The 25,920-nt window shown below is 43.9% G+C and carries 25 protein-coding genes, 1 tRNA gene and 1 pseudogene; 16 read left to right on the top strand and 11 right to left on the bottom strand.

The features are described 5' to 3' along the window. Positions 1-221: 221 nt before the first annotated feature. Positions 222-1,751 carry an SUMF1/EgtB/PvdO family nonheme iron enzyme gene (locus AC6H3C_RS23470; protein WP_497518073.1) on the top strand — a complete coding sequence of 510 codons (1,530 nt, stop codon included), beginning with the start codon at positions 222-224 and terminating at the stop codon, positions 1,749-1,751. Between the two features lie 61 nt (positions 1,752-1,812). Next, positions 1,813-3,171 carry a Gfo/Idh/MocA family protein gene (locus tag AC6H3C_RS23465; RefSeq protein WP_497518072.1) on the top strand — a complete coding sequence of 453 codons (1,359 nt, stop codon included), beginning with the start codon at positions 1,813-1,815 and terminating at the stop codon, positions 3,169-3,171. Between the two features lie 237 nt (positions 3,172-3,408). On the opposite strand, the gene AC6H3C_RS23460 is transcribed toward AC6H3C_RS23465, so the two are convergent. Continuing rightward, positions 3,409-3,636: a hypothetical protein gene (locus tag AC6H3C_RS23460; RefSeq protein WP_497518070.1), complete on the bottom strand. Its 228-nt coding sequence runs from the start codon at positions 3,634-3,636 to the stop codon at positions 3,409-3,411. A gap of 369 nt (positions 3,637-4,005) precedes the next feature. On the opposite strand from AC6H3C_RS23460, the gene ileS reads away from it, so the two are divergent. From ileS to AC6H3C_RS23440, 4 genes are all read left to right on the top strand, one after another. Continuing rightward, on the top strand, positions 4,006-7,458 hold the full coding sequence (gene ileS, locus AC6H3C_RS23455) for an isoleucine--tRNA ligase (protein ID WP_497518069.1): 3,453 nt from the start codon (positions 4,006-4,008) through the stop codon (positions 7,456-7,458). A 114-nt stretch (positions 7,459-7,572) separates the two neighbouring features. Beyond that, positions 7,573-7,950 carry a TraR/DksA family transcriptional regulator gene (locus tag AC6H3C_RS23450; RefSeq protein WP_497518068.1) on the top strand — a complete coding sequence of 126 codons (378 nt, stop codon included), beginning with the start codon at positions 7,573-7,575 and terminating at the stop codon, positions 7,948-7,950. A gap of 75 nt (positions 7,951-8,025) precedes the next feature. Further along, on the top strand, positions 8,026-8,685 hold the full coding sequence (locus AC6H3C_RS23445) for a lipoprotein signal peptidase (protein WP_497518066.1): 660 nt from the start codon (positions 8,026-8,028) through the stop codon (positions 8,683-8,685). 155 nt (positions 8,686-8,840) lie between these two features. Further along, a tRNA-Ile gene (locus AC6H3C_RS23440) sits at positions 8,841-8,914 on the top strand. A 483-nt stretch (positions 8,915-9,397) separates the two neighbouring features. Here the strand turns inward: AC6H3C_RS23440 and AC6H3C_RS23435 are convergent. The 8 genes from AC6H3C_RS23435 to AC6H3C_RS23400 all read right to left on the bottom strand — a co-directional run bounded on the left by AC6H3C_RS23435 (position 9,398) and on the right by AC6H3C_RS23400 (position 15,403). Next, positions 9,398-9,727 (bottom strand): hypothetical protein, encoded by a 330-nt coding sequence (locus AC6H3C_RS23435; protein WP_497518065.1) that lies wholly within the window; start codon positions 9,725-9,727, stop codon positions 9,398-9,400. A gap of 18 nt (positions 9,728-9,745) precedes the next feature. Next, complete coding sequence (locus tag AC6H3C_RS23430) at positions 9,746-10,180, bottom strand: hypothetical protein (RefSeq protein ID WP_497518064.1); 435 nt, start codon at positions 10,178-10,180, stop codon at positions 9,746-9,748. Further along, positions 10,180-10,896 carry a P-loop NTPase family protein gene (locus AC6H3C_RS23425; RefSeq protein ID WP_497518062.1) on the bottom strand — a complete coding sequence of 239 codons (717 nt, stop codon included), beginning with the start codon at positions 10,894-10,896 and terminating at the stop codon, positions 10,180-10,182. Before AC6H3C_RS23425 ends, AC6H3C_RS23430 begins: the two co-directional genes overlap by 1 nt. Before the next feature lie 93 nt (positions 10,897-10,989). Beyond that, positions 10,990-11,928 carry a DUF8464 domain-containing protein gene (locus AC6H3C_RS23420; RefSeq protein WP_497518061.1) on the bottom strand — a complete coding sequence of 313 codons (939 nt, stop codon included), beginning with the start codon at positions 11,926-11,928 and terminating at the stop codon, positions 10,990-10,992. 201 nt (positions 11,929-12,129) lie between these two features. Next, the gene (locus tag AC6H3C_RS23415; protein WP_497518060.1) at positions 12,130-12,819 is read right to left on the bottom strand and encodes a primase-helicase family protein; all 690 of its coding nucleotides are present in this window, start codon (positions 12,817-12,819) and stop codon (positions 12,130-12,132) included. A 5-nt stretch (positions 12,820-12,824) separates the two neighbouring features. Then, on the bottom strand, positions 12,825-13,163 hold the full coding sequence (locus AC6H3C_RS23410) for a helix-turn-helix domain-containing protein (protein ID WP_497518059.1): 339 nt from the start codon (positions 13,161-13,163) through the stop codon (positions 12,825-12,827). Between the two features lie 223 nt (positions 13,164-13,386). Next, positions 13,387-13,794, bottom strand: coding sequence for a hypothetical protein (locus tag AC6H3C_RS23405; protein WP_497518057.1), 408 nt, complete (start codon positions 13,792-13,794; stop codon positions 13,387-13,389). 1 nt (position 13,795) lies between these two features. Further along, the gene (locus AC6H3C_RS23400; RefSeq protein WP_497518055.1) at positions 13,796-15,403 is read right to left on the bottom strand and encodes an ATP-binding protein; all 1,608 of its coding nucleotides are present in this window, start codon (positions 15,401-15,403) and stop codon (positions 13,796-13,798) included. Between the two features lie 346 nt (positions 15,404-15,749). On the opposite strand from AC6H3C_RS23400, the gene AC6H3C_RS23395 reads away from it, so the two are divergent. The 4 genes from AC6H3C_RS23395 to AC6H3C_RS23380 are packed head-to-tail and all read left to right on the top strand — an operon-like array spanning position 15,750 to position 18,705. Further along, positions 15,750-15,908, top strand: coding sequence for a hypothetical protein (locus tag AC6H3C_RS23395; RefSeq protein ID WP_497518053.1), 159 nt, complete (start codon positions 15,750-15,752; stop codon positions 15,906-15,908). A gap of 48 nt (positions 15,909-15,956) precedes the next feature. Continuing rightward, the gene (locus AC6H3C_RS23390) at positions 15,957-17,180 is read left to right on the top strand and encodes a site-specific integrase (protein ID WP_497518051.1); all 1,224 of its coding nucleotides are present in this window, start codon (positions 15,957-15,959) and stop codon (positions 17,178-17,180) included. Between the two features lie 2 nt (positions 17,181-17,182). Beyond that, positions 17,183-18,535, top strand: coding sequence for a site-specific integrase (locus AC6H3C_RS23385; protein ID WP_497518049.1), 1,353 nt, complete (start codon positions 17,183-17,185; stop codon positions 18,533-18,535). A 5-nt stretch (positions 18,536-18,540) separates the two neighbouring features. Continuing rightward, positions 18,541-18,705, top strand: a complete 165-nt coding sequence (locus AC6H3C_RS23380; protein WP_497518047.1) for a hypothetical protein — start codon at positions 18,541-18,543, stop codon at positions 18,703-18,705. Between the two features lie 240 nt (positions 18,706-18,945). Here AC6H3C_RS23380 and AC6H3C_RS23375 read toward each other — a convergent pair whose 3' ends face one another. Continuing rightward, positions 18,946-19,257, bottom strand: a complete 312-nt coding sequence (locus AC6H3C_RS23375) for a helix-turn-helix transcriptional regulator (protein WP_497518045.1) — start codon at positions 19,255-19,257, stop codon at positions 18,946-18,948. After that, complete coding sequence (locus tag AC6H3C_RS23370; protein WP_497518043.1) at positions 19,247-19,540, bottom strand: helix-turn-helix domain-containing protein; 294 nt, start codon at positions 19,538-19,540, stop codon at positions 19,247-19,249. The genes AC6H3C_RS23375 and AC6H3C_RS23370 overlap by 11 nt, the downstream gene beginning before the upstream one ends. 707 nt (positions 19,541-20,247) lie before the next feature. Here AC6H3C_RS23370 and AC6H3C_RS23365 point away from each other — a divergent pair. From AC6H3C_RS23365 to AC6H3C_RS23340, 6 genes and pseudogenes are all read left to right on the top strand, one after another. After that, on the top strand, positions 20,248-21,249 hold the full coding sequence (locus AC6H3C_RS23365; protein ID WP_497518041.1) for a hypothetical protein: 1,002 nt from the start codon (positions 20,248-20,250) through the stop codon (positions 21,247-21,249). A gap of 439 nt (positions 21,250-21,688) precedes the next feature. Next, positions 21,689-22,624 carry an IS982 family transposase gene (locus AC6H3C_RS23360; RefSeq protein ID WP_497516243.1) on the top strand — a complete coding sequence of 312 codons (936 nt, stop codon included), beginning with the start codon at positions 21,689-21,691 and terminating at the stop codon, positions 22,622-22,624. Beyond that, the gene (locus AC6H3C_RS23355) at positions 22,594-24,048 is read left to right on the top strand and encodes an ISNCY family transposase (protein WP_497521291.1); all 1,455 of its coding nucleotides are present in this window, start codon (positions 22,594-22,596) and stop codon (positions 24,046-24,048) included. Before AC6H3C_RS23360 ends, AC6H3C_RS23355 begins: the two co-directional genes overlap by 31 nt. A 227-nt stretch (positions 24,049-24,275) precedes the next feature. After that, positions 24,276-24,638: pseudogene (locus AC6H3C_RS23350) on the top strand (PcfK-like family protein); the annotation flags it as partial. A 3-nt stretch (positions 24,639-24,641) separates the two neighbouring features. After that, entirely contained in the window at positions 24,642-25,592 is a 951-nt protein-coding gene (locus tag AC6H3C_RS23345; RefSeq protein ID WP_497518040.1) for a PcfJ domain-containing protein, read from the top strand. After that, positions 25,589-25,909 (top strand): PcfJ domain-containing protein, encoded by a 321-nt coding sequence (locus AC6H3C_RS23340; RefSeq protein ID WP_497518039.1) that lies wholly within the window; start codon positions 25,589-25,591, stop codon positions 25,907-25,909. The genes AC6H3C_RS23345 and AC6H3C_RS23340 overlap by 4 nt, the downstream gene beginning before the upstream one ends. Positions 25,910-25,920 lie beyond the last annotated feature (11 nt).

The following is a 25,920-nucleotide window of genomic DNA, read 5'->3' as shown; positions in this document are numbered from 1 at the left end:
AAGAGAATGGTAATTTTAAATTGTTTTTGAAACTTTCCGAACTCCCTTTTTCGTTATTCCCAGAAGGTTGCTGTCCCGGCAACCTTTTTTTACAGGCTGATTCCCGGAAAACAACTCGTTTTATCCGCATTTTTTACAGGATTAAGTCGGTTCAAATAAGTATTTTACTAAATTTGGTGGCTACTACTTAATAAACGATTAACCAGAAAATGACTATGCTTATGAGCCTGCGCAAATTTTTCCAAAAGAGGATTTTGCTTGTTTTATTTATCGGATTTTCCTTTGGAATCCTTGTCCTGATCGGGTTTAACCGGTCAGTTGAATATACCTCTACCAACGAGTTTTGTGAATCATGCCACGTGCACCCGCACGTATTCGAGTCGTGGAAATTGTCATCGCATTACGACAATCCGTCGGGTATTCAGGTAAAATGTGTCGACTGCCATTTGCCCCCGAAAGGACATGGTTATCTGAAAGAAAAAGCCCGTCTGGGGATGAAAGACATTTACGGTTACCTGTTCAAGGACCACGAAAGTTTTAACTGGGAGGCCAAATCAACGGTCGAAGAGGCGCAGCATTTCGTGTATAAAGAAGCCTGCATCAAGTGTCACGTCAATTTATTTCCCCTGGCGCTGACTAAAGAAGGGCAGGAGGCGCACCTGTATTATTCGCAGCGCGAAGATGAGCTTCGCTGTATCAATTGCCACCTTTTTGTCGGGCACTTTAATCCGAATGCCAAACACGAAAGCAATGTCGGTTTTGGAAAAGGAGTGCAAATTAACCGGGAAGTTTATCCTGAAGCAACAGCGGTGAATGTGCATGAATCCTTCACCGAGAAAATTCCGAACACAACGGTTTCATTCAAAATGGTTGCCATTCCTGGAGGCAGCTTTACCATAGGAAGTCCGCAGGACGAGCCCTACCGGAATACCGACGAAGGCCCGCAGAAGCGGGTTGAACTGAGTCCGTTTTTCATGGGTGAAGTGGAAGTAAGCTGGGATGAATACCTGGCTTTTTATGCACAAACAGGGGCCGAAGGGCGTAGTTCGGATACCGAAGGTTCCCGGACCGACATCGAAGTGGATGCCATCACAGGGCCAACGCCGCCGTACGGCCAGCCCGACCAGAACTGGGGACTGGGGAAACGTCCGGCCATTACCATGAGCTATAATGCTGCCGAAACCTATTGCCGCTGGCTGTCGAAAGTTACCGGTAAAAACTATCGCCTGCCAACCGAGGCCGAGTGGGAATATGCCTGCCGCGCGGGTACACAAACACCGTATTTCTTTGAAGGCGATCCCAAAAAATTCTCAACCGACAAACTGTGGAATAAGTTGTTTGGCGCCGATACGACCTACATCAATTCCTTTGTGGTTTATGAGAAAAACAGCCTGGCCAGGACTCAACTGCCCGATGTGGTGCGGGCCAATCCGTTTGGTTTGAAGAATATGCCGGGAAATGTGGCCGAATTTTGCCAGGACTGGTATGCCCCGGATGCGTATCAACAACTTACCGATGGCGCGCTCAACCCCAAAGGTCCTGCCGCGGGAACGGAACGCGTTGTCCGGGGAGGTTCCTTTAAAAGTACGCCGGGCGACTTACGCAGCGCTGCCCGCGGCTACACCCAAAGCGAGGCCTGGCTGAAAACAGACCCACAGCTTCCCAAAAGTATTTGGTGGTATTCTGATGTGAATACGGTAGGATTCCGCGTGGTTTGCGAATTTGACGAGCAAACAGGAAATACCCGGTAACTGAATCATGAACATTAAAAATAAATTCAATTTATACCATACAAACTAAACTTGATTTATCATGAATGAACAATCCAGCCTGTCGAGAAGACGGTTTTTGACCAATGCCGCTGCAGCGGGAGCTATTGGTATCATTGGCGCCAATGCCTTGGTTTCGTGCGCCGAAAAACAAAAAGCAGTTGAACTGAACCTGCCTCCCCTGTTAGACCAGGCTCCTGACGGCAAACCGCTGAAAGCCGGCGTCATTGGTTGCGGCGGACGCGGCTCGGGCGCAGCTCTCGATTTTCTCAGCGCAGGCCCCAACCTGACCATCCACGCCTTGGGCGATGTTTTCCCGGATCGTATTAACGACTGCCGGAAAAAACTGAAAGAACAAGCCAACCAGGAGGTTGCCGATGAGAACATTTTTATTGGCTTCGATGCCTTCGAAAAGGTAATCGATTCGGGTGTTGATGTGGTTATTCTGGCTACACCTCCACATTTCCGTCCCCAGCATTTCGAAGCGGCCGTACAAGCCCGCAAACACATTTTCATGGAGAAACCGGTCGCTGTCGACCCGGTTGGTATCCGCCAGGTCATGGCCTCGGCCAAAAAAGCCGAATCGCTTGGGCTGAAAATTGTTACCGGTACGCAACGCCGCCACCAGCGCGATTATATCGAGGTGTACAAACAGATTGCCAACGGCGCCATCGGCGAGATCGTCGGTGCCAACTGCTACTGGAACCAGTCGAAACTGTGGCACCGCAATGTCAATGCCGACTGGAGCGAAATGGAATACATGATCCGCGACTGGGTGAACTGGTTGTGGTTATCGGGCGATCACATTGTGGAACAACACGTTCACAACATCGACGTGATCAACTGGTTTACCGGGAAATACCCGTCAAAAGCCGTTGGCTTTGGTTCGCGCCAGCGCCGTGTAACCGGCGACCAGTTCGACAACTTCAGTGTTGATTTTGTATACGACAACGGGATGCACATGCACAGTATGTGCCGGCAGATTAACGGCTGTACCAACAATGTTTCCGAGTTTGTGATGGGCACCAAAGGCTCGTCGAACTGCAAAGACACCATTTGGGACGCCGCCGGCGCCGAGCTGTTTAAGTACCCCTATCCGCTGGATGCCAACGGGCAGCCCGAACGGAACGTGAAAATCAGTCCGTACGTGCAGGAACACATCGACCTGGTGACCTGTATCCGCCAAAACATCCCCGTAAACGAAGCCGAAGCGACAGCCATCAGCAACATGGTTGCCATTATGGGACGTGTGTCGGCCTACACCGGGAAGGAAGTCAGCTGGGACGAAATGATGAATTCAGACATGAAACTTGGCCCGAAAACTTATGTGATGGGCGATGTCGGCATTGTTGGTGTAGCCACCGTTCCGGTTTCGGGCGAAGCGGCCGATCCAAACGCATAAACATAAATCATCTGATAATTAAAGAAAAGTCTGTTCCACCCGGGACAGGCTTTTCTTTTTTGCAATGGAGAGCTTCTTTCCAAGTGAAACTCTCTGCTGTCAGTGATATATCATTTTCTCTTTAATCGATCGGTATCTCTGCTGGTATTGAAAATCTTTTTACTCCATTCTTTTTCGAGGTAGCTAAGTATGGCTTCCAAATCAGAAATGGCATTTTGTGTCCAAAGGATCTTGGAATCAGAGGCCATACTTTTTTTTAATGTCTTCGTGTGTAGTTAATCTCCCATCTTCAATATTTTTCAAACCTTGCTGGATGCTGTATTTCTGCTGCTCATTCAAATCATGCCACCAATCTTTCCCCGAAGTCGACGAATCTTTGACAATTTTCAGATAATCAATTGTATCCTTATCTTCCAATTTGGTCAGCCATTCTATTAATTCCAGTTTAAGTGCTTCGTGTCCCATATTTTCTTTTTTTACAAATTTAAGACATTCGTTGTATTGCGAACTGAGGGATTCACTCTGCATGACAGAAGAGAACCGGACGACGATCGGTTTCAGGAAGAAATATTTATCCGGAATAATGTTTTCAAGAAGGAAGTACCCAGAATTTGGCTTTTAACTGTTTTTGTTGAGAAGGCGAATTGCTGTAAAAAAAACCTGCTGTGGTTTCTCCAAAAACCACGTGTGGTTTTTTTCACCCTCAACCGTATCACTTTTATTCGGCGTTAAAAATTCCACGGACTGCCCGTCCATTTTGGGCCTCCTGTCCGCCATACCCAAAAAATTTCTATATTTGTACTCTTTTTAAAATTTGGTCAAAACAGGAATCCGATGAGCGATAAATTCCGTGAATACAAGCAATTAGATCTTTCCCAAATCAACAAAGATGTGCTGAAAAGATGGGAAGACGATGATACCTTTCACAAAAGTATTTCAACCCGGGAAGGCAACCCGACCTTTGTTTTTTACGAAGGGCCACCTTCGGCTAACGGAATGCCGGGTATTCATCATGTGATGGCCCGGGCCATTAAGGATACGTTTTGCCGCTATAAAACGATGAAAGGTTTTCGCGTTCACCGCAAGGCCGGCTGGGATACGCACGGATTGCCGGTTGAGTTGGGTGTGGAAAAAACGCTGGGAATCACCAAGGAAGATATCGGAACCAAAATTACCGTCGAAGAATATAATGCAGCCTGCCGCCGCGAGGTGATGAAATATACCAAAGAGTGGGAAGCGCTGACCCGGCAAATGGGATACTGGGTGAATATGGACGATCCGTACATCACCTACGATAACCGTTACATCGAATCGGTGTGGTGGTTGCTGAAACAACTGTTCGACAAGGGCCTGTTGTATAAAGGATACACCATCCAGCCGTATTCGCCTGCCGCCGGCACCGGCCTGAGCTCGCACGAGCTGAACCAGCCGGGCTGCTACCGCGATGTGAAAGACACCACGGCCGTTGCCCAGTTTGCCGTCGTTCGCGACGAAAAGTCGGAGTTCCTGTACGAGGGTGTGGATACGCCTTTGTACTTCCTGGCCTGGACAACAACCCCCTGGACGCTGCCTTCAAATACCGCGCTGTGTGTCGGCCCGAAAATTACCTATGTCAAGGTGAAATCATTCAATCCATACTCCGGAGAACCGATGACGGTTATCCTGGCAAGAGACTTGCTGTACAGCCATTTCGATCCGAGAAATACCGAACTCTCGTTTGATGAGTACGTGTTTGGCGATAAGAAAATTCCCTATCAGGTTCTGGCTGAATATACCGGGGAAGAACTGGCCGGCGTGAATTACGTGCAGCTTATCAACTGGGTAAAACCGAATGGCGATGCTTTCCGCGTGATCACCGGCGACTTTGTAACCACCGAAGATGGTACCGGTATCGTGCACATTGCACCCACCTTTGGCGCCGACGACGACCGTGTGGCCAAACAACACGGCATTGCCCCGTTGCTGGTAACCGACAAAGAAGGAAAAACCCAGCCGTTGGTCGACCGGAAAGGACGTTTTTACCGCTTGGAAGACCTCGATCCGGCATTTGTTGCCTCCAACGTGAACACCGGAACCTACGGCGAATTCAGCGGTCGTTATGTGAAAAACGAATACGACGACTCGCTGAATGAAAACGATCCGACCGTTGATGTGGATATCGCGGTGATGATGAAAAAAGAGAATAAGGCCTTCAAGGTTGAAAAACATGAGCACAGCTATCCGCATTGCTGGCGCACCGACAAGCCGGTACTTTACTACCCGCTCGATAGTTGGTTCATCCGTACCACGGCGGTGAAAGACAAACTGATTGCCCTGAACAATACGATCAACTGGAAACCGCAATCCACCGGAACCGGTCGCTTTGGCAACTGGCTCGAAAATCTGGTGGATTGGAACCTGAGCCGTTCGCGTTTCTGGGGAACACCGTTGCCCATCTGGCGTACCGAAGACGGAAGTCAAACGAAATGTTTCGGCTCAGTAAAAGATTTGTATGCCGAGATCGAGAAAGCTGTGGCAGTCGGGGTGATGAGCAAAAATCCTTACGAAGGATTTGTTCCGGGAGCATACGATAAAACGAATTACGAAAAAATAGATTTGCACCGTCCGTATGTTGACGATATTGTGCTGGTGGCCGACAACGGCGAAAAAATGTTCCGCGAACCCGACCTGATCGACGTTTGGTTCGACTCGGGAGCCATGCCGTATGCCCAGAACCATTATCCGTTTGAAAACAAAGAAAAATACAACCCGGGGAGGGGGCGTGGGGTGTTCCCGGCCGATTTTATTGCTGAAGGAGTCGATCAAACCCGGGGTTGGTTCTTTACGCTTCATGCCATTGCAACGATGATTGATGAGTCGGTAGCTTTCCGAAACATCATCTCGAATGGTTTGGTGCTCGATAAAAACGGCAACAAAATGTCGAAGCGTTTGGGCAATGCCGTCGACCCGTTCGAAACGATCGAAAAATATGGCTCCGACCCGCTGCGCTGGTATATGCTTACCAACTCGCAGCCCTGGGACAACCTGAAGTTCGATTTGGGCGGGGTGGACGAAGTACGCCGCAAATTCTTCGGAACCTTATACAACACGTACAACTTCTTCGCACTGTACGCGAATATCGACAGTTTCCGTTTTGAGGAAGCTGAAATTCCGGTAGCCAAACGCCCGGAACTCGACCGCTGGATTATTTCCCTGCTGAATTCGCTGATCAAAGAAGTGGGTGAAAGCCTCGAAACATACGAGCCAACCCATGCCGGACGTGCCATTTCAGAATTTGTAAACGAAAACCTGAGCAACTGGTTTGTCCGCCTGAGCCGCAAACGTTACTGGGGCGGCGAATATAATCAGGATAAGATTTCGGCCTATCAAACGCTTTATACCTGTTTGGTAACCGTGGCCAAACTATCGGCCCCGATGGCCCCCTTCTATGCCGATTTACTGTACACCGACCTGAATAAGCTCACCGGAAAAGAGCCCGACCTGAGCGTACACCTGGCGGAGTTCCCGATGGCTGACGAGTCGCTGATTGACAGGGATCTGGAGCAGAAAATGGATATTGCCCAACGCACTTCTTCTATGATCCTGGGCTTACGGCGGAAGGAAAAGCTGAAAGTGCGCCAGCCGTTGGCAAAAATCATGGTTCCCGTTCTGAATCCCCGTTTCCGGGAGCAATTCGGGGCGGTTGAAAATATCATCCTTTCCGAAGTGAACGTGAAAGAGGTAGAGTACCTGACCGACACGGCCGGCATCATCAAAAAGAAAATTAAGCCCAACTTTAAAACACTGGGCCCGAAATATGGTAAAATCATGAAACAGATTGCCGCTTCGGTTTCCCAATTCAGCCAGACTGACATCTCCGAACTGGAAAAAAGCGGTGTCCACACCTTGAGTGTCGAGGGTCAAACAGTGGCTTTGGCAACCGACGACGTGGAAATCACCACCGAAGACATTCCCGGATGGCTGGTGGCTACCGAAGGCGAAATGACCATTGCCCTCGATATTCATGTAACCGACCAACTGAAGCAGGAAGGCATTGCACGCGAGTTCATCAATAAAATACAGAATATACGCAAGGAGAGCGACTTTGAAATTACTGACCGCATTTCTCTGAAAATCGTTAAGCACGAGTATTATAACGATGCTGTGGCGAACTTCAAAGAATACATCAGCAGCCAAACCCTTGCGCATGATTTGATACTGGTTGATCGGTTGGAAAACGGATCGGGAACTGTGGTTGAAATTGATCAGGATGTGGAAGCTTGCATTCTTGTTGAAAAAAAGGAATAACAAAGGATGCAGGTATGTTTAATGACCTGTTCATATTCAAATTTATTTTATAATTTAGAAACCGAATGGACTATTGTATTAATAGCGGAATAACGAACTTAAATCTTTGAGGCTATGACAGAAAAAACCAGATATTCGGATGCTGAGCTAACGGAATTCAAGGAGCTTATTTTAGGTAAGCTTGAAAAAGCTCAGAAAGACTATGAAATGTATAAGAATTCGATTACACATAGTGATGGAAATGACACCCAGGATACTTCGCCAACCTTTAAGGTATTGGAAGAAGGCGCTGCTACTCTGTCGAAAGAAGAAGCTGGTAAACTGGCGCAACGTCAGCTGAAATTTATTCAGCATTTGCAGGCAGCCCTGGTTCGTATCGAAAACAAAACATACGGAATCTGCAGGGAAACCGGGAAACTGATTTCGAAAGAACGTTTGCGTGCCGTGCCTCATGCCACCTTGAGCATTGACGCCAAGAATAACCAAAAGTAATTAAAACCACCTGTTACACGACGATGATTGGAAAAATGCGTTCTTCCAATCATTTTTTTATGAATACCTGATAACATGACAAAATTAACAAAGTCAATTCTGATTATCTTCCTGATTCTTTTAGTTGATCAACTACTGAAAATCTGGATAAAAACCAATATGTATCTGGGCGAAGAATTTTCCGTGATCGGTCATTGGTTTTTAATTCATTTTGTTGAAAATAACGGGATGGCTTTCGGGATTGAGTTTGCCGGCGAATACGGCAAGATTTTTCTGAGTATTTTCCGGATTATTGCCGTAACCGGTATCGGATGGTATTTATTCAGGCTGGCAAAAAGAGAAGATATCCCGATGGGTTTTATTGCCTGTGTTTCGCTCATCTTTGCCGGTGCAGTGGGTAATATCATCGACAGCGCTTTTTATGGGATGATCTTTAACGAAAGCTACGGAGAGGTTGCCCGCATGTTTCCCGAAGGAGGCGGATATGCTTCGTTTTTGCACGGGAAAGTCGTCGATATGTTCTATTTTCCACTGATCTCGGGCCGTTACCCGGCATGGATCCCCGTTTGGGGAGGGCAGGAGTTTCTATTCTTTCGTCCGGTTTTTAATGTGGCTGATTCGGCGATCACCATTGGCATATTCAGCATCATTATTTTCTACTGGCGTTTATTTAGTCGTTTAGACGCGAAAGAAGCCATTGACGATAGCTCCGATAAAACGAATGAAGCAGAATAAGGTCGGGCGAATTTTAACATTTTGCTTGTGTATTTTCAGCTAATGTTGTAAACTTGCAATCCGAAAATCGGAACTACGTAAAAGCAATATCACAGCCTGTTCCCGAAAGCGGGAGACTGATCTCCGGATTGGATAAAACGGCAGAATATATTTTAGGGCCCATAGCTCAGTTGGTTAGAGCACCTGACTCATAATCAGGGAGTCACTGGTTCAAGCCCAGTTGGGCCCACATATTGAAATAGAAGCAGTTACAAAAATATTTTGTAACTGCTTTTTTCTTTATTTGCACACAATTTGCACACAGCTTCCATTGCCCCAACTTCCACATTGAATGTTCAAAGTGACTTCAAAATCTTTATTTGGCCTTGTAATACAATCAATATAGACGGATAAAAAAGATAATGGATAATGTCTGGTGTTTTAAGGACAGGGGATTTTCAGGGAATAAGCGAAAATACCTTTGTCGTGGGTGGGGAAAAGAGTGGGTGCGAGGTACGAAACACGCACTCGTGGGGTGCTGAAGCTGGTGAGATGAACGAAATGAAATAGTGCATTGAGGTACGAAAGTGCATAATATTGCACGGATATAACTAATAATGAATAAATTACCTGTTTTTATGCAGAAATATCCATTTCTATTCATTCCTGTTGATTTTTATTTATTCCTATTCAGAACTATGCAGTATTGGTTATTCGGCCGACTACAGATGAGTTACATTTCAGTGATATTATCTACAGAAGACAGCATGGCGCCGGGATCAGAAAAAGTCGAACCGGGATTAACACTTTTCTGCTTGGGTTCGAGTCCAGGTTGAAGTTCATCTGTTTTGCTTTTGCCCTTATCTTTCTTTTTCTCCCGTCTAGCCGCTGAATATAGGCTTGTGACGTTTATCCTGCTTTTATCTATGGACAATTCTTCACTTAACCAATCCCTGAAAAGGCTGCAACCCATTTCATTGATCCGGTCAGCATAATGATGGGCAATTAAGGAATAAATCCCTGCCTTGTTTTCCAGTAGTTTTTGTTTTAAAAATTCGTTCATTTCGTTGATCATTTAAAATTATTCAGGAAGGGGATTTGCCTTTAAATATTCTTTAATGGCCTTGGTCTCCCTGTTTTCAATATTGGATTGATAAAAGTTTTCATACCACCGGAGTTTGGCCGAATCGATTGTTTCCTGGTTCTGATTGCTTAGATGGATCACGTAAAAGATAGCTAGGAAAGAGATTGCCAATAGTAAAGGCAAACCCAACCGCCCAAGGCCGTATGAGAATGCTTGCCAGCGCGGGTGTTCTCGATCCAGCGCTAAAGTTCGTTGAGAATCTTCAATTTTATCGATGGCCTTGTTCAACGCTGTGTTTTGAAAAACAAAGTTCTGTTCCTGCTCTTTTTTCAAAATAAGTAACATAGCCAGGGCTGTCTCGTCAAACCGGTAATCGTATTTCAGAAAGTACTCGGCCTGCATTCGTTGAAAATCAATCTTCACATGCTCCATCACGGTAATTTTTGAAGTTCTTTTTGAATCTTAATTTTCTCAATAAAGACGTATGCGTTCATTCCCTTTCCTTCAGAAATGTACCTCAGGATGTTTTTATGAGGGGCAGCATCCGTATCAAAATCACCAAAATAGTTGACCCCGCTAATATTGCCTGAATTGGCTTTTGCATAGTTTTCTAATTCTGCAATCAGTGATTTGTAATTCTGAAATGAAAACTCATTGATAAAGATGACAATTCTGAAATTCTGTTGGTTTAGACCGGCAATATTGTTCAGGTAATTGGTGCAGGGAAGGTAGGCGCTGCCTCCTGCCACAACAATGTTGAAGATGAATTCAACATCGAGTTCATCGGCAATCTGCCTAAATTCTTCGATGGTATAATCTTTTGAAAACAGGGAGGTAAACTGCTCGCTTTCGGGTGCGCCAAAGTCAAGAAAGAATTCCTCATAAGGTTTTTGTGCGAGGATCTGCAGGTTTTCAAACAGCCGCTGCCGATCAATTTTACCGCGCTCATCCAGTAAATTCATTTTTGCAAAGCGGGCTGGAGTCTTGCCCTGCAGGAATTTTAGCTGCTGCGTACTTGATTTTACTGAGCTGTCAAAATCAATAAAATAGGTTTGGGGATTGTCTTCATTTTTTAGCGCCAGGAAATAGGTGAGCATCGATTTGCCGCTGCCGCCTTTACTTTGTAGAATAAAATTCATTTTCTTCATTGTGAGTATTTTAAAAGTTAAAATTGATTTGTTGATTAAAAGAAACTTGCAGTTGGAATAAGTAAACCCAATGTTTGCCTTCAGGATGGCATTTTACCGTTTCAGTCCCGACTGTTTCAATATTTGAGCTTGCTTCATCTGCGGTTTATGTTTTAGGCACAGGTATTCGTTTAAATCTTTACTCCCGGAATAGGAATAGGACAGGTCATTGACATTGTTGCTGTCTGATTGGATTTCCTGAACAGCCTTTCTTCCCGCTTGGTCATGATCAAAAAATGTGAAGATTCCTTTATAAGCTGTGAGCGTACTTTTTACTTTTCCAAGATTCGAGAGTGAATTGAGAACAATCACATCTACCGGGACATTTTTCTGCCTTTGTATCGTTAAAAAACTCAGATAATCCATAAACCCTTCGAACAGCACACAATGGTTCTTATTTCGCTGTACCGTTGTAATGTCTTTCGAAGTGCATCCTTTAAAATATTTACTTCGCAGCTCATAGCCTCCTTTGTCATTCTGGAACCCGACAGCATAATAAGGTTTATCATTTATCGAGTAATGAACTTCGCGGCAATGAATCCGGGCAATGTCAATGTTGATTCGGCGCTCATTCAGATATTCAATTAATGCCGGGTTGCTGATCTGTTGGACGTTCAGGATTGTTATCGACGGATCCTGTAATTTCAAGTCCGGATCTGTTTTTCCCCGGTGAAAAGAAAAACTGCTTGTAGGTTTGCTGCTTCGTTGGTAGGTACCTACATCCGTAGAGCGGTATTTTTGTTCCAATATAGATATGGCTTTATGTAGAGAACAATGTTCCATTTTCATTACTAGGTCAATCAATGTTCCTCCTTCATTGGTTCCGTAATCTATCCACAGATTTTTGGGATAGTCCACTTTCATACTTGCGTCGTGGTCCTCTCTGAAAGGAGAATGATACATCCCGTAATGGGAATGGTCTTTCTCCGGGTAGATTCCAAAACCAGCCAGGTATTGCCGGATACTTATTTGCTTTATTTCGTTCAGGGTCATAATTGCCAAATTTTTGTTGTTTTGTTGTAAGTCGCCGTAATGTTCATATTTTCAATAAATTACACCTCCAACAAGGGCACAACAAAAGTCTGATTTGTTGCGGTCAGAGCTCAACAAAATGAAAATTGTTGTGGGTTTGTTGTGTCTGTGTTGTAGCATTAAATTCATTATTAATCAATGCTTTAAATATAAAACCCAACATTACAACAGGATTTTGTCCACTACTGTGATTTCAATTTCCATATAACGTCCTTTTCTTTTCACCGGGACCAATTCTCCATTTGTTCCTATGAGATAAAAAAAGTAGTCTCCATTCTTTTCAGACGTTAGTCCCCAGCTGTCTTTCAGTATGTTTCGGATGGTGTTAATATCCGCTCTTAACCCTGATTCGCGCAATACATCCATAAGGTCTTTGGGGCAGCATCGAAATTTGGTTTGTTTCAAACTTTCCATTACCTCATAGCAATAAGCTGCCATTTCTATCTCAATCTTGTTGGTATTGTACTTTTTGATTTTCTGTAATGCCGGTGTGTCGAGGGTCGATGGATGAAACCACATCCGAGATTCATTTTGTGAAGAGAGTTCCCGGTGAAGGAGAAAGTCTAAAAAGTGTGGTATTTCACTCGCCATCTGTTCCCGAAGATGAATGTTATCCTTCTCTACCGGATTGATTTTGCGAACCCAGAATCGCACTTCTTCTTTGGGAATGATGATCGGATTTCGTTCATTGTTAGAGCAAAGAACAAACTTGGCAAAAAATTCAATCTCCCTCCGGTCTTTTCCTTTGGCCTCAACCTTATAATCGCCGCTGATAAGAGGCCTTTGTACCGTTTTATACAATACAGTACCGATGCGGATGTATTTTCCGCAATCATTTATTTTTCCTTTCATCGCGGCTATCTCTTAAGTCTGGCACTCCGTGCTAATGTCAGGCTGATTTTACTTGAATCGTGTTTGGGTTTTGTTTGGTTCTCTGCCCACAGCAACAATTCCTTTCTCGAAAAGACCAGTTTATTCCCGTAGGTCTTACAGGGAATATCTCCGGAAGAGGTTAGTTTGTATATCTTGGCTTTGGAGGTTGGATAACCGTGTTCTTTCAACAGCTCCAGGGCATCGGTCAGCGTGATAGTGTCGATGGGTGACGGGTTGGATGGCGGTTTGGGAAAAGCGCCGGAAATCGCTTCGCTTACAATTGCACGCAGCTCATCGGGCGTGGTTAGAATAATGTTTGACATGGCATTCAAATTTAGTTTTACACGTAGTACTGATTAAATTCTGGCGTAAAATAAAGATGAATATAATTGATAATCAAATAGATAAATAACTTTACACGAATAAGACAATTAAAGACAAATCGAACCAAACTTAACTAAGTAAAGTTTTTAATGGCACTTTTTTATTTACCTGTTTATGACAAATTATGTCAATCTTAACAGATGTAAAGCTGAAAAATTTATTTTATTTTTTATTCTTTTTGTTTTGAAGCTGTTTCAAAATCTGATCGGGAGGAAAGACTTTTGTATCCGACAAAACACTGGATTGAACGGGGGTTATAAATTCTTCCCTAATCCATTTGTCAAGGGTTGGCCGCGAGATTTTCAGCATTCGGGCAATATCTTTTTTGGATACAATCATTTCGCCGTTGATGGTCTGGATGTGTTCCCTGTTAATGGTGATGTATCTTTTCAGGTTGGCTATCGCCGAATCAATATCTTGAATCCGTGGAGTAATTTTCTTCTTTATGGATATTTCGATGGTGCCCATGTCGTAATCGGCCAATTCAGGATTCTGCTGAAGCTCGGCCACGATAACATCATAAATTGCCGTTTGCCTGGCTGATATTTTGTATTGCTTACGTCGGGGCATATTAGTTCTTTAGTTTATCTAACGCATATTTCGATAGAAAATAACCCCCGGTTTTCTTTGCTCCTCTGTATTCAATCAGATTATTTTCTTTCAGAATTTTTAGATACCGTTCTATGGTAGTTTTTGCTTTTCCTATTCGCTCAATAAGTTCTATTCTATTGATTCCTTTTTGACTGTGAATTATTCTCAACACATTTACCAATTCATTGATTATAGCTTCACTTAAAGCACCATTTATAACCCCATTTATAGCACTATCATCACCAACAAAAAACATATAGTACTTATTATCAGCTATTTGAATAGGTTGATCTTTCCCTTTTATAACCCCATTTGAAGCATCACTTCGGTCTAAAAAGGCTGAATGTATCGGAAGTGTTGTTATAAAATAACTGTGATTTTCGTCTGTTTCAAAGCGGGGTTCAGGAGAGCCGTTCTTTTCCATTTCCCTGCGGATGATTGGAATACCTGTTCCCCGGCCTTCAGTCATGTCCAATTCTTTTAGAAAATCGCCAATTCTCCGGTTTCGATACCTCCGGTTGTGAATAATTCCTTTTTGTAGCTCTTCCATCCTGACACTCCGGTCGGGACCTCCCTGGTTGACAATCTCAATGCAATCCGGCAAAATCCGTATTTCAACCGGCTCTCTAACTTCCCAATTCCTGTGATACAAGGCATTCACAACGCTTTCTTCCAAAGCCCGGAAAGGATAATTCCATACCCGTTGCGCTTCTGCCCTGTCAGGCAATTTATATATCCGCTCTTTCAACACAATGCTTTCCAACTGTCCAAGTGCTTTCTGTATCTGTAAATAAACCGGGCCTGTTATTGTCGGCTTCTCATAAAATACTGGATCACCCAATCCATTAGGAAATTCAACAATCTCAATCCGGGAATAGGGAAAGAATTTTTCCGGCCGATAATTAAACATCATCAAAGCAACATTTTTCGGATAAAGTAATTCATCAGGACCACTTACCAAATCCATTGCCCGATAAATATCATTTATTGGAGTTGTTTCGATTTGATCGACCAGTGAACTTTTCACATTCTGCAAATATTCCCTGACCAACAAAGGAGAAATATCTTCAACACTTGCCTGAGTGTTAATCCTGTCATCAAAAGGCGTTTGGCGGGTAAGACTTATCAGTTCATCCCGTTCGTCCTTATCTGCCTGAACAGTACTTGCATATCTTCGGATGTAGTATCGGTATTTTTTATCCTTCTTAATGGTAACATCTTCAGGAACTTCATATGGCCGTTGATTTCCTCCGGGAACCCATATTACAAGAATTGAGGCATTATCAATTGTTTCAATACTGATTTTAGGATCATAGTGGGGATTTATCATTTTATTGAATTCAACCATCTTCTTCTGAATGGAATCCAATTCATCCGTTGCAATACCGGCAACCGGGCGTTTTGCCCTTCCTTTTTCTTCTTCCGCTCCAACAATGATATAACCTCCACCAATATTTTCAAAATCATTGGCAAATGCACAAATCGTCCGGTAAATCGCCGCAGGATTCCAACCTTTTTTGTACTCTATCCGCTCTCCTTCAACGATTTTTCCTGATATCAATTTCTCGATGTTGATGTGTATTGCCATGGGATTATTTTTATAAAACAAACATATTGCTTATTCTCCAAAGTTGGTTAACAAGCTTGCATTCTTTACTCGCTCGTCCCGTTCAAAAGATGCTAAATAGTTTTCTGTCGTTTTCAAATCATTGTGACCTAAACTTTCAGAAATATAGGCAATATTAGCACCACTTCGCTTCAAAACTGTGGCATATGTATTACTCAAAAAGAAAACCTCAGATAATTAAATACAAAGTGCTGGCTATTAGAGTATAACTGCGTTATTTCACTATATTCTTCCAACCCCTGAAATGGAAGGATAACACGCACTAAGGCAGAATTTCCATTACCTATGTATTGCCCTTTGGGTTGTTGTGGAAAAGAAAATAAAGAACGCCGGAAAGCCTGAAATAAAGCAGTTCATCAACCTTTCTCCTGCGAAAGATCGACAATCTTTAACGGTCATCGGCAAAAAGGTTGAAAAACAAGCGCTAACCGGTGCCTTATGTGCTGACACGCTGCATTTTGCATAACTACAAATGACTCTGTAACAGTTAATTTTAAAATTTAAAAACAGGGTTATGAAACAAGCAGTCAAATTATCATTTTACCTCAAAAAGAATGAGGGAAAACCCGACGGGACATGCCCCATCATGGGACGTCTTACCGTCGGCAAAACAATGGTGCAATTCAGCACCAAGATGAACGTACCCATATCCCTCTGGGATACCCCTTTCGGACGTTGTAAAGGCAAGAGCAAACAAGCTGTTGAAATCAACGGGCAACTGGACAAAATACGCCTATCCGTCAGTTACCATTACCAGGAGATTGTCGCCGTCAAAGAAAAAGCAACGGCGGAACAAGTGAAAAATGCTTTTTCAGGCATTGCCTCCGAACAGGAAACGCTGGTGAAGTATTTTGAAAAGCATAACACGAATTTCGCCAAGCGGGTTGGGGTAAACCGCACTTCCCACACGAGCTTTGAATATGAAAATGCCCTGCGTCATCTTAAAAACTTCCTGAAACATAAATTTAAAGTTTCGGATGTCCCGTTTTCCGCATTGGACGATGCTTTCATCAACAGTTATGACTTTTACCTGCGCGTGGAATTACAGTTAAAACCGAATACGATCCTGGGAATCGTAACCCGGATGCGGAAAATGATTAAGTATGCGGTTTGCGAAGGCATCACAACCAGCGACCCCTTCATCAACTACGCGCCGGAACGTCCCAAACCGCAACAAAAATACCTTACCCGTGCCGAATTGGATAAGATCATGAACACTCCTTTGGACCATCCCAACCGCTACCTGACACGGGATATGTTCCTGTTTTCCTGTTTTACCGGGCTTGCCTACCGGGATATGTGCAATCTTTCGGAAAAAGATTTGTATAAAGCAGAAGACGGGGTGATCTGGATTAAAACCACCCGGCAGAAAACAGGGACACCCTGCGAAATCCCCTTGCTGGAATTTCCTTTACAGATCATCAAAAAGTACAGGGCCCTGGCCCCTGAAGGAAAATTGCTCTTAATGTTGAGTTGTGGCAAACTAAACGTTAACCTGAAGAAAATCGGCCAAATATGCGGGATAAAAAAACGGCTTATCTTCCACATGGGCAGGCACACCTACGCGAGCGAAATCACGCTGTCACAGGGAGTCCCTATTGAAACGGTGAGCCGGATGCTGGGGCACAGCGACCTGCGTTCCACCCGTATCTATGCGAAAATCACCAACGATAAGATCAGCGAGGACATGGGCAAGCTTGAAGAACGGATAAGCGACAAATACCAATTAGCGGATTAAGGATGATGGAAACCAAAGAAATATTGAAAGGACGCAGTAAACACCGCAGCACGTTCGCCGTGATGTTTTACATCAACCGGACAAAAACGAAAAAGGACGGTAGGTGCCAGCTTTTGTGCCGGGTAACCATCGATACAAGCGTGGCGCAGATAGGCACGAAGATAGCCGTTGACCCATCCGTATGGGATGGCAAAGCCGGACGGGCTACCGGCAAGAGCAGAAACGCCATTTTTGTCAACCAGGGCATAGATAAGCTGATAGAAGAAATTACGGCCCATTACAGGGAACTGCGTACATCCCTCGGCTTCGTTACAGCGGAACTGGTAAAAAACGCATTGAAAGGTATCGGCAGGAAACAAATCACCCTGATGAAACTCTTTAAGGAACACAATGAGGAATTTCAAAAGCGGGTTGGCGTGGACAGGGTACAGGCAACACTCGACCATTATGTGCGCACATACGAATTACTGGAAATATTCCTGCGGGAAAAATACGGTACGGAAGACGTAACGCTCCGCAGCCTCAGCCTGGCCTTTATCGATGCCTTCGACCTGTTTTTAAGGCAGGACAGGCTGATGGCGCAGCACACGATATCCGGGCACCTGATCAACCTGAAAAAGATCGTCCGCCGTGCGGTAAGCCAGGGAACGCTCAAACGCGACCCCTTTGTCACTTTTATCCCGGAACAGCCCGAACGCAAATGCCGCCACCTGAAAGCCGGAGAACTGGACCGGTTGATGAACCTGCATATTGACAGCAAAAGCCTTTGCCACACAAGGGATATGTTTATCTTTTCGACCTTCACCGGCCTGGCTTACGCCGATTTGTTCAACCTTTCGGAAGAACACCTGAAAACCGGGGCCGACGGCAGTTTATGGATAAAGATAAACCGTCAGAAGACAAAAACCGAGTGCAACATCCGCTTGCTGGAAATACCGCGCCAAATCATTGAAAAATACCGCCATGAACGGAAAAGCGGCAAAATATTCAATGTAAAAACGCTGGCTGTTATGTGCAACCACTTCCGTAAAATAGAAAAAATGTGCAATATCGAACGAATTACCTTCCACATGGCGCGTCATAACTTCGGGACGCATATTACCCTCTCGCAGGGTGTCCCCATTGAAACCGTCAGCCGGATGATGGGGCACAGTTCTATAACCACCACACAGGTTTACGCGCGTATCACCGATACAAAAGTAAATGAGGATATGAAAGCCCTCTCCGGTAATATCAGCAATAAATACTCGCTTTTTGAAGATCAGCGGATGCCGGTGGGTATAAGCCTTAATCAGAATTTCAGGCTAAAGGACAAAACAGTAAACCCCAATAAAAACAAACAATCAAAAAAATAATAGCCATGAATACAGGAAGAATCAATATAAATGGGAATGCCGTAACTGTAAACCAGATGCATGGCAACGTATGGCTTACAAAACACCAGATCGCTGACCTTTTTGGCACTTTTGTTCCGACTGTCGGGAACCATATCCGCTCTGTACTGAAAGCCGGATTGCTGAAATAGGAGAATGTGGTATTGCACCATCAAACCGCAATTGGAAAAACCGTTGAATTATACAACCTTGAAATGATAGTTGCCCTCGCTTTTCGTATTCGTTCCGAAAAAGCGGAAGTGTTCCGGGCGTGGGTGATAAGCCGTACCGTACATGGGACTGTGCTATGGAATTTGACACAGACTGGCCTGATACTCAATTAAGCGCTAAACCGATAAAAGAAAGAGCAACCTTTTCCGGTTACTCTTTCTTTATACCAGGTCTTCAATCTCCGGGCTGCTTTTCCGCGCCGTGTTGATAGCCTTTTCAATCTCACTCTCCTTGTATAAAACCTTACCGTTTACCAGGTAATAGGGAAAAATACCCGCCGCACGGTAGTCCTGCAATGCCCGGCGGCTTAACTTCAGTTTTCCAGACAATTCCCTGTCATTCAAAAAATGTTCCTTGCCAAAGGTTTGACGGTTATCCTTTTCCAACCGTTCAAAGGTATCTTTGATCTGCTCCAACTGCTTAAACAGTTCTGCCACCCTCGGGTCGGAATTATTCAACAGGCTATTTTTCATGACTGTTGTTTTTATATGATGCATCCAATAACTTTTCCACATCTCCAGGCCTGTAAAGAACTTTATACCTCATTTGGTAATACGACAGGATACCGCTGTTGCGGTAGTTTTGCAGTGTACGCTTGGTTACACCCAATATCCGGCACACGTCCTCATTGTCCAGCCAGTCGGAAAGGGTCATATCTTTATCTTTCCGGTCCAACATCCCGGCTTTTTTTGCCAATGTTTCCACCCGACTGACAAGCGAATCGAAAACCCTTGTATCAAGACTAATAATTTCCATATTTTAATATATTATTGTTTCCTCTTTTGTGAAGCTAAATGTAGCTAAATAGTTTTCAACTATTTGCCATACAGCATATTGCTGGCAGTCCTTGGCACAGTAATGGCCACTTGAGGCATTATAGTCCTTGGAGTTTATTTGCGATTTACTTTTGAAATCGCAGGTTATCTACAGTTTAGTTTTTCCAATGCTTCTCCCTGTATAATTTCTTCCCCGTTCAGCAGAGTATGCGGAAAGCGGTTTTGAGTGACCGCGTTCAGGTGCGAAAGTATTTCCGTGTTCTTTACGCCGCCGCAAATTCAAGCCTGACGGTTTTGCGAAAAATCTTCCTCTTTCCCTTCGGGCGAGCGTATTTGTTCGCAAAAAATTTGACAACGGCTAAACACTACTTTCCCATGCCCCTGAAACACGGTCACTCCTCACCGGCTCCGATACGGCATAAAAAAAAAGTCAGAAATTATGAGAAGCATTGAAAAAAACAGGAAACAACGATCTGCCTACCTTCCAATCAACATAAAATTGGTAGTAAAAATCGCTTTGGTGGTTTTGGGGTTCTGTGTATGGGGAACGGAGTTCATTTGGGTAATGTTGGGCTTATACCTCGGTTGGGCTGTCATCAGACAACTGCTTTCCTGTCTTGTCTCTCTCGTGGTTCTCTTAATTATCCTGGCTTTGCTGGTTTCATTAATTTTTTAACAGTTAAAACTATGGCAAAGTATTATTCATTGTTTGGGGGAACTACCACAGATACGGAAGTACAGGTGGTGAAAGAAAATCAAATTGTTATCGGGTATGGCTATGCCATGAGTGAATCCCGGTACGTGGTCTGTAAGGTGGAACACATTGAAAACAGGGGGTATCTGTACCATCTTGTCAATACCGGCACCAAAGACATGGACAGAACGGATATACTAAACCCACTATCCAAAAAATTCGGCATCGGCAGGTATTATGATGATTTAAACCCCGAATTTATGGACGCTTTTGAGGTCGCCATACTCCTTCAGGAAGCACAGGAGAAAGCCAAAACAAAAGCGGACGAAGCCGAAAGGGAAAGGGCAAGGGTGGAAGGAGTTAAAGAAGCCGGTCGCAAACGCTTCGCCGGAATATTTCCCGAAAACGCACAGGCGGTCATCGTGGCACGGCTCAAACAGGACGAAAGCGACATGCAAACCGACTACTTTGCAAGCAGTACCCGGCGCACCGTCATTTTAGGATTTTCCACGCACAAAAGGGACATCTTTTCCGAAATGCGCAAACATGCCGAACACTTTGAAGAAACAGCTTGGTTAGCAGGATACAACGGGCAGTACGAACACCGGGAAAAGTATTCGATGGGTGCAGGGTATTATTTGGGAGAAAGCAAATATCACGGGTGGATCATTGAGAAAGTACCCGTGTATGACCGGAACCGCACGATAGAGGAATTTTCCTATACCGCAGGGAACGAAGATAATATACACATCAATAAGCTCAACGGGACAACCCCCAATAACCCCAAAGGAGAAGACAAGGCAAATTGCACAATGGTTGAGTATTCAGCCAAAGCGGTCGCAGTTTTCGGGGATACCAAACCAATCAGGGAAGAACTCAAAGCGATGGGCGGGCGGTTTAACAACAGATTGACATTTAAGGGAGAAAAAATCGCAGGTTGGATATTTCCCAGGTCAAAAGAGCAGCGTTTAGCCTGTTATTTCGGATTGGATTAATACAAATGTTTCACACGGGGTAGTATCCCTGCCCCACAATTTCAAAAAAAATGAAAGCATCAAATCATTTCAAAAACACTATAAAGGCTTATTTAGTGTCTCTAAGAAAACCTGCAATAATTTATAGATCAACAATATAGTATTGATATCTTTTTTGAATCTTTTGGGTTAATTGTTTTGATAAGTTGATTATAGTGCAGATATTCAGGGTATTATTACATGAGGATAGGATATTTTGACCACTTGACAAAAAAAGATTGAACCATGAGAAAAAGATTCGAACAACAATTGGGGTTAGGGCAATTGCCAATCGAAGCTACTTATATTAACGTGAGTTTTGGATATAAACAGCTATTAGTTAATAACTTATGATAGTTCAATAGAGATTGTATTTAAAAAAATGGGAGCTTTTAAGTGCAAAACATAAAACAAAGCTCCCATGACAGAAAATTTGGAACTAAAATTAATTGAAATTTTTTGTTGTGCCGATGATTTCTGCCAACAATTTGAGAAAGAAATAGAGCATAAATTAATACCCGTGGTATTGCAAAACAAAAAATCCAAAGTCCCCTGCGGGTTATCAATGAGTGAGATGATGGCCGTTGAAATGTTTTACCATTTACAGGGGAGCAAATGTTTCAAATATTATTACAGGTACTTTGTAGAGGTACACCTGAAAGGCTATTTTCCAGGCTTGCCTTCCTACAACCGTTTTGTCCAACTCAAACCCAGGATGCTGCTATACCTTTTTTGTTTTTTGCTGGCCTGCAGGATGGGGGCAGTTACCGGAACTTATTACATTGATTCGGCCAAACTGGTGGTTTGCCATAACCTGCGGATACATTCGCACAAGGTTTTTAAAGGGCTGGCCAAAAGGGGGAAGACCTCGACAGGTTGGTTTTTTGGCTTGAAACTGCATTTGGCCATCAACCAGTTTGGGGAGATTGTTTCCTTCATTATAACCCCCGGAAATGTGGCGGACAACAACCTTGAATTGGGCGTCAAGCTATGTAAAGGTCTGTGCGGAAAGCTTTTCGGGGACAAAGGCTACATTAGTGAAAAGCTCCGGGAAGCATTGGCAAGACAAGGGCTCCTGTTGATTACAAAAACCAAAAAGAACATGAAAAATAAGTTAATGTTTTTCGAAGACAAGAGGTGGCTGCAAAGCCGGGGGGTGATCGAATCGGTCATCGATCTGCTAAAGCATATCTGTGATATAGAGCATTCAAGACACAGAAGCCCGGTAAATGCGATGGTCAATGTCCTGGCAGGCCTTGCTGCATACTCGTTCCTTGACCATAAACCATCGGTTAAAAATAAGAATATAAGGTTCCGGGAGTATTTATTCCTGAACTATTTACCATTAGTCGCTTAACCCAAAACTCACGTTATATTAATCCCAAAAGCAAGAATGCTTTAGATCAACTTTTAGCAGCGTTGAAGGCGATCTATTGCAACAAGAAATACAACGAAGAGATATTCAGTATTTTGGAAGATCATATCAATTCCGGGAAGAAAAATACGGGAAGGACAGGAATGGACCTATGGAGTATTTTTGTTTTGGCCCAGGTTCGCTTGTGTTTGAATTTAAGTTATGATGTGTTGCACGATCAGGCAAACAACCACCACAATATGCGGTGTTTGATGGGCGTAGAAAAGGGCTTTGGTTTTGAACGTATCGAGTTTGAATACCAGAATATTTATGACAATGTCGCCCTGCTTAGCGATGAAATGGTTTGGGAATTAAACAAGGTAATCCTGGATTTTGGGCATGGAGAGGTGTTTAAAAAAAAAGAACATACAGCATTGCGCTTAAAATCAGATAGTTTTGTTGTTGAAAGCAATGTTCATTTCCCCACAGACTACAACCTGTTGTGGGACTGTGCCCGAAAATGCATCGGCACCGTTTCAAGGATAATGAACAAACATAAGGATATTGGAGGTTGGCGCAAGATCGGCAATTGGCGTACAGAGTTGAAAAAGTTGATGCGCAATTTGGGCCATGCCAACCGTTCAGGAGGCAAAAACAAGAAAGAAAAAGTAGTTGCCGCGGCCGAAGAATACCTCAATAAATCAAGGTTATTGCTCAAAAAACTAAACGAAGAAAAGTCCGGTTTCCCGCTAACGGACATGGGCGATCTGGTATTGATCATTACGTTGGAGCACTACATGGAACTTCTTGAAAAGCATATTGACCTGGTCGACAGGCGTATATTAAAAGGCGAAACCATTCCGCATGAAGAAAAGATGTTTTCGGTATTTGAAACCTACACCGAGTGGATTACAAAAGGGAAGATGAACCCCAGTGTTGAACTGGGCAAAAAACTGAACATCACCACCGACCAGTGGGGGCTGATCGTGGATTACCAAATAATGGAACAACAACAAGACCGGGACATTGTTATCGAAATGGCCGACAGGATTTTAACAGAACATAAAGTCGCATCGTGGAGCTTCGACAAAGGCTACTGGTTAAAAGAAAACAAGGAAACCCTTCAGTTGGAAGTTGACCAGGTTATCATCCCCAAACTTGGGAAGCGCAACAAAAAAGAGAAAAAGGAAGAACGCAGCAGGTCATTTAAAAAACTGAAAAACAAGCACAGCGCGATCGAATCAAACATCAACGAATTGGAACACCGGGGGCTCGACCGTTGTCCCGACCGGAGTTATGCGCATTTTAAAAAGTACATCGGGTTGGGCGTGTGCGCCTACAACCTCAAGAAAATTGGGAAACAAATCCTGAAGTTGGAGCGTGAAGCGCTTGAAGCGCCCACCAAGCAGATTAGGAAAGCTGCTTAGTAAAATCGGTTCAAGGAAAAAACATGAAAATTAAACATGAAAGGGAGAATTATGCCTGGAAACTAAAAAATTACACCGAAAACCCAATTTTCGGTGGCGAAAATTACGGCAACCAATTAACAGGCTAAAAAATTTAGTGGTAGTAACCGAAAAAACAAGCCGATTACATATAATTATGTACACCTTTCGAAAAAAACGGGTAGTTTTCTTAAAGACACTATTTAGATCAACGGGCAGAGGGCGATGCATTGTTCTCGCTCCAGTATTCCAAACCTGAAAAGAATTTAGAGGATTGCATTACTTACATCCTGAATACGGTGCAGAAAAGTGGCTGTAATGGGTTTGCTGACGAAGAAATCTATTCAATGGCGGTGCACTATTATGATGAGGACAACATCGGAACAGGCAACCCGGTTAACTGCCATGTGGTGGTCAACCATGTGGTTGAACTGACCGAAGAAGAAAAACAGCAGGCACGCAAAGATGCTATACAGCGGGTACAGGACGAAGCATACAACAAGCTGAAACAGCCTGTAAAAAAAGCCCTAAAAGAAGAGATTAACATTCAACCATGTTTATTTGATTTTTGACCGATGAAACCACGAAATAAATTTCAGAAACAAGTTTTGGCATTAAGCAAAAAACTGCCCCCCATTACCGAAGCACAGGTTAAATGGGGCTACAGGAACTGTATAGAACATATCGGGCGCAGGATAAAAACAGGTGTTATATCCTGCATGGAATGCGGGCATTCATGGACTGATAAAGCAGAAAAAAAGCATTGCACCTGCCCGCAATGCAACACAAAGCTGGTTGTTAAAGATACAAGGCAACGCGTATTCGACGATTACCAGTACCTCTGTATCGTTACGGCTTGCGCAGGGTTTCAGGTATTGCGGTTCATATACATTGACTACAGGGCAAAGGTTGGGGCGAAAGCACGGTATTTTCATTCGGAAGTAGTGCAACGATGGATTGCGCCTGACGGCAAATATGCAACAATGTCCCGGTTGAGGCCAACGGGATTTTTTGTGCATACATGGAGTTTTGGCAGCCCGCTCGAAATACGACCGGAGAAGCCCCTGTACAACATCATCCCGACCTGCATCTATCCACGCCAAAAGTTAATCCCTGAAATCAAACGAAGCGGGTATGGAAGACGTTTTTATGGCCTCACACCGTTTGACTTGTTCCAATACATATTGACGGAGAACAAAGCGGAAACACTGCTGAAAACCGGGCAAACAGGGCTGTTGAAATTCTTCGCTTACAATACCTCCCGCAATATTGCGGATTACTGGGCATCCATACGTATTTGCATCCGTAGCGGCTATAACACAGGGGATGCTTCCCTGTGGTGCGATTACATGGATTTGCTCCGGTTCTTTGGCAAAGACCTGCACAACGCCAAATATGTATGCCCGGCTGACCTTAAAGCCGAACACGATAAATACGTGAAGAAAAAAAGGAATATATGGAGCGGGAACGCCGGGAAGAAGCAAGAAAGAAGGCATTGGATGATGAAGCAAAATTTCAGAAAATGAAATCCGCTTTTTTTGGCATCCGGTTCACCGACGGGTTGATACAGGTGCAGGTTCTTGAAAGTGTAGAGGAGGTGATGCGGGAAGGCGATGCGTTGCACCACTGTGTTTTTACCAATGATTACCACCTCAAACCCGGTTCGCTAATCCTTTCTGCCCGTATCAATAACGAGCGGTTAGAGACCGTCGAGCTCTCCCTTGCAAAATTACTGGTACTCCAGAGCAGAGGGCTATGTAATGAGAATACAAAGTACCACAACCGGATAATTAAGCTTGTGGAAAAGAACATGCCCCTCATTCAAAGGAGATTATCAGCATAACCATTAACCAC

The sequence above is a fragment of the Gaoshiqia sp. US2 genome, assembly GCF_059705485.1.
The sequence above is the reverse complement of the archived record's forward strand: the minus strand, read 5'-3'. Positions and strand labels throughout refer to the sequence as shown.

Bases quoted from the DNA above. Each gene is read 5' to 3' on its own strand.
- AC6H3C_RS23470 (WP_497518073.1), top strand. From the start codon at position 222: ATGAGCCTGCGCAAATTTTTCCAAAAGAGGATTTTGCTTGTTTTATTT.
- AC6H3C_RS23465 (WP_497518072.1), top strand. From the start codon at position 1,813: ATGAATGAACAATCCAGCCTGTCGAGAAGACGGTTTTTGACCAATGCC.
- AC6H3C_RS23460 (WP_497518070.1), bottom strand. From the start codon at position 3,636: ATGGGACACGAAGCACTTAAACTGGAATTAATAGAATGGCTGACCAAA.
- ileS (WP_497518069.1), top strand. From the start codon at position 4,006: ATGAGCGATAAATTCCGTGAATACAAGCAATTAGATCTTTCCCAAATC.
- AC6H3C_RS23450 (WP_497518068.1), top strand. From the start codon at position 7,573: ATGACAGAAAAAACCAGATATTCGGATGCTGAGCTAACGGAATTCAAG.
- AC6H3C_RS23445 (WP_497518066.1), top strand. From the start codon at position 8,026: ATGACAAAATTAACAAAGTCAATTCTGATTATCTTCCTGATTCTTTTA.
- AC6H3C_RS23435 (WP_497518065.1), bottom strand. From the start codon at position 9,727: ATGAACGAATTTTTAAAACAAAAACTACTGGAAAACAAGGCAGGGATT.
- AC6H3C_RS23430 (WP_497518064.1), bottom strand. From the start codon at position 10,180: ATGGAGCATGTGAAGATTGATTTTCAACGAATGCAGGCCGAGTACTTT.
- AC6H3C_RS23425 (WP_497518062.1), bottom strand. From the start codon at position 10,896: ATGAAGAAAATGAATTTTATTCTACAAAGTAAAGGCGGCAGCGGCAAA.
- AC6H3C_RS23420 (WP_497518061.1), bottom strand. From the start codon at position 11,928: ATGACCCTGAACGAAATAAAGCAAATAAGTATCCGGCAATACCTGGCT.
- AC6H3C_RS23415 (WP_497518060.1), bottom strand. From the start codon at position 12,819: ATGAAAGGAAAAATAAATGATTGCGGAAAATACATCCGCATCGGTACT.
- AC6H3C_RS23410 (WP_497518059.1), bottom strand. From the start codon at position 13,163: ATGTCAAACATTATTCTAACCACGCCCGATGAGCTGCGTGCAATTGTA.
- AC6H3C_RS23405 (WP_497518057.1), bottom strand. From the start codon at position 13,794: ATGCCCCGACGTAAGCAATACAAAATATCAGCCAGGCAAACGGCAATT.
- AC6H3C_RS23400 (WP_497518055.1), bottom strand. From the start codon at position 15,403: ATGGCAATACACATCAACATCGAGAAATTGATATCAGGAAAAATCGTT.
- AC6H3C_RS23390 (WP_497518051.1), top strand. From the start codon at position 15,957: ATGAAACAAGCAGTCAAATTATCATTTTACCTCAAAAAGAATGAGGGA.
- AC6H3C_RS23385 (WP_497518049.1), top strand. From the start codon at position 17,183: ATGATGGAAACCAAAGAAATATTGAAAGGACGCAGTAAACACCGCAGC.
- AC6H3C_RS23380 (WP_497518047.1), top strand. From the start codon at position 18,541: ATGAATACAGGAAGAATCAATATAAATGGGAATGCCGTAACTGTAAAC.
- AC6H3C_RS23375 (WP_497518045.1), bottom strand. From the start codon at position 19,257: ATGAAAAATAGCCTGTTGAATAATTCCGACCCGAGGGTGGCAGAACTG.
- AC6H3C_RS23370 (WP_497518043.1), bottom strand. From the start codon at position 19,540: ATGGAAATTATTAGTCTTGATACAAGGGTTTTCGATTCGCTTGTCAGT.
- AC6H3C_RS23365 (WP_497518041.1), top strand. From the start codon at position 20,248: ATGGCAAAGTATTATTCATTGTTTGGGGGAACTACCACAGATACGGAA.
- AC6H3C_RS23360 (WP_497516243.1), top strand. From the start codon at position 21,689: ATGACAGAAAATTTGGAACTAAAATTAATTGAAATTTTTTGTTGTGCC.
- AC6H3C_RS23345 (WP_497518040.1), top strand. From the start codon at position 24,642: ATGAAACCACGAAATAAATTTCAGAAACAAGTTTTGGCATTAAGCAAA.
- AC6H3C_RS23340 (WP_497518039.1), top strand. From the start codon at position 25,589: ATGAAATCCGCTTTTTTTGGCATCCGGTTCACCGACGGGTTGATACAG.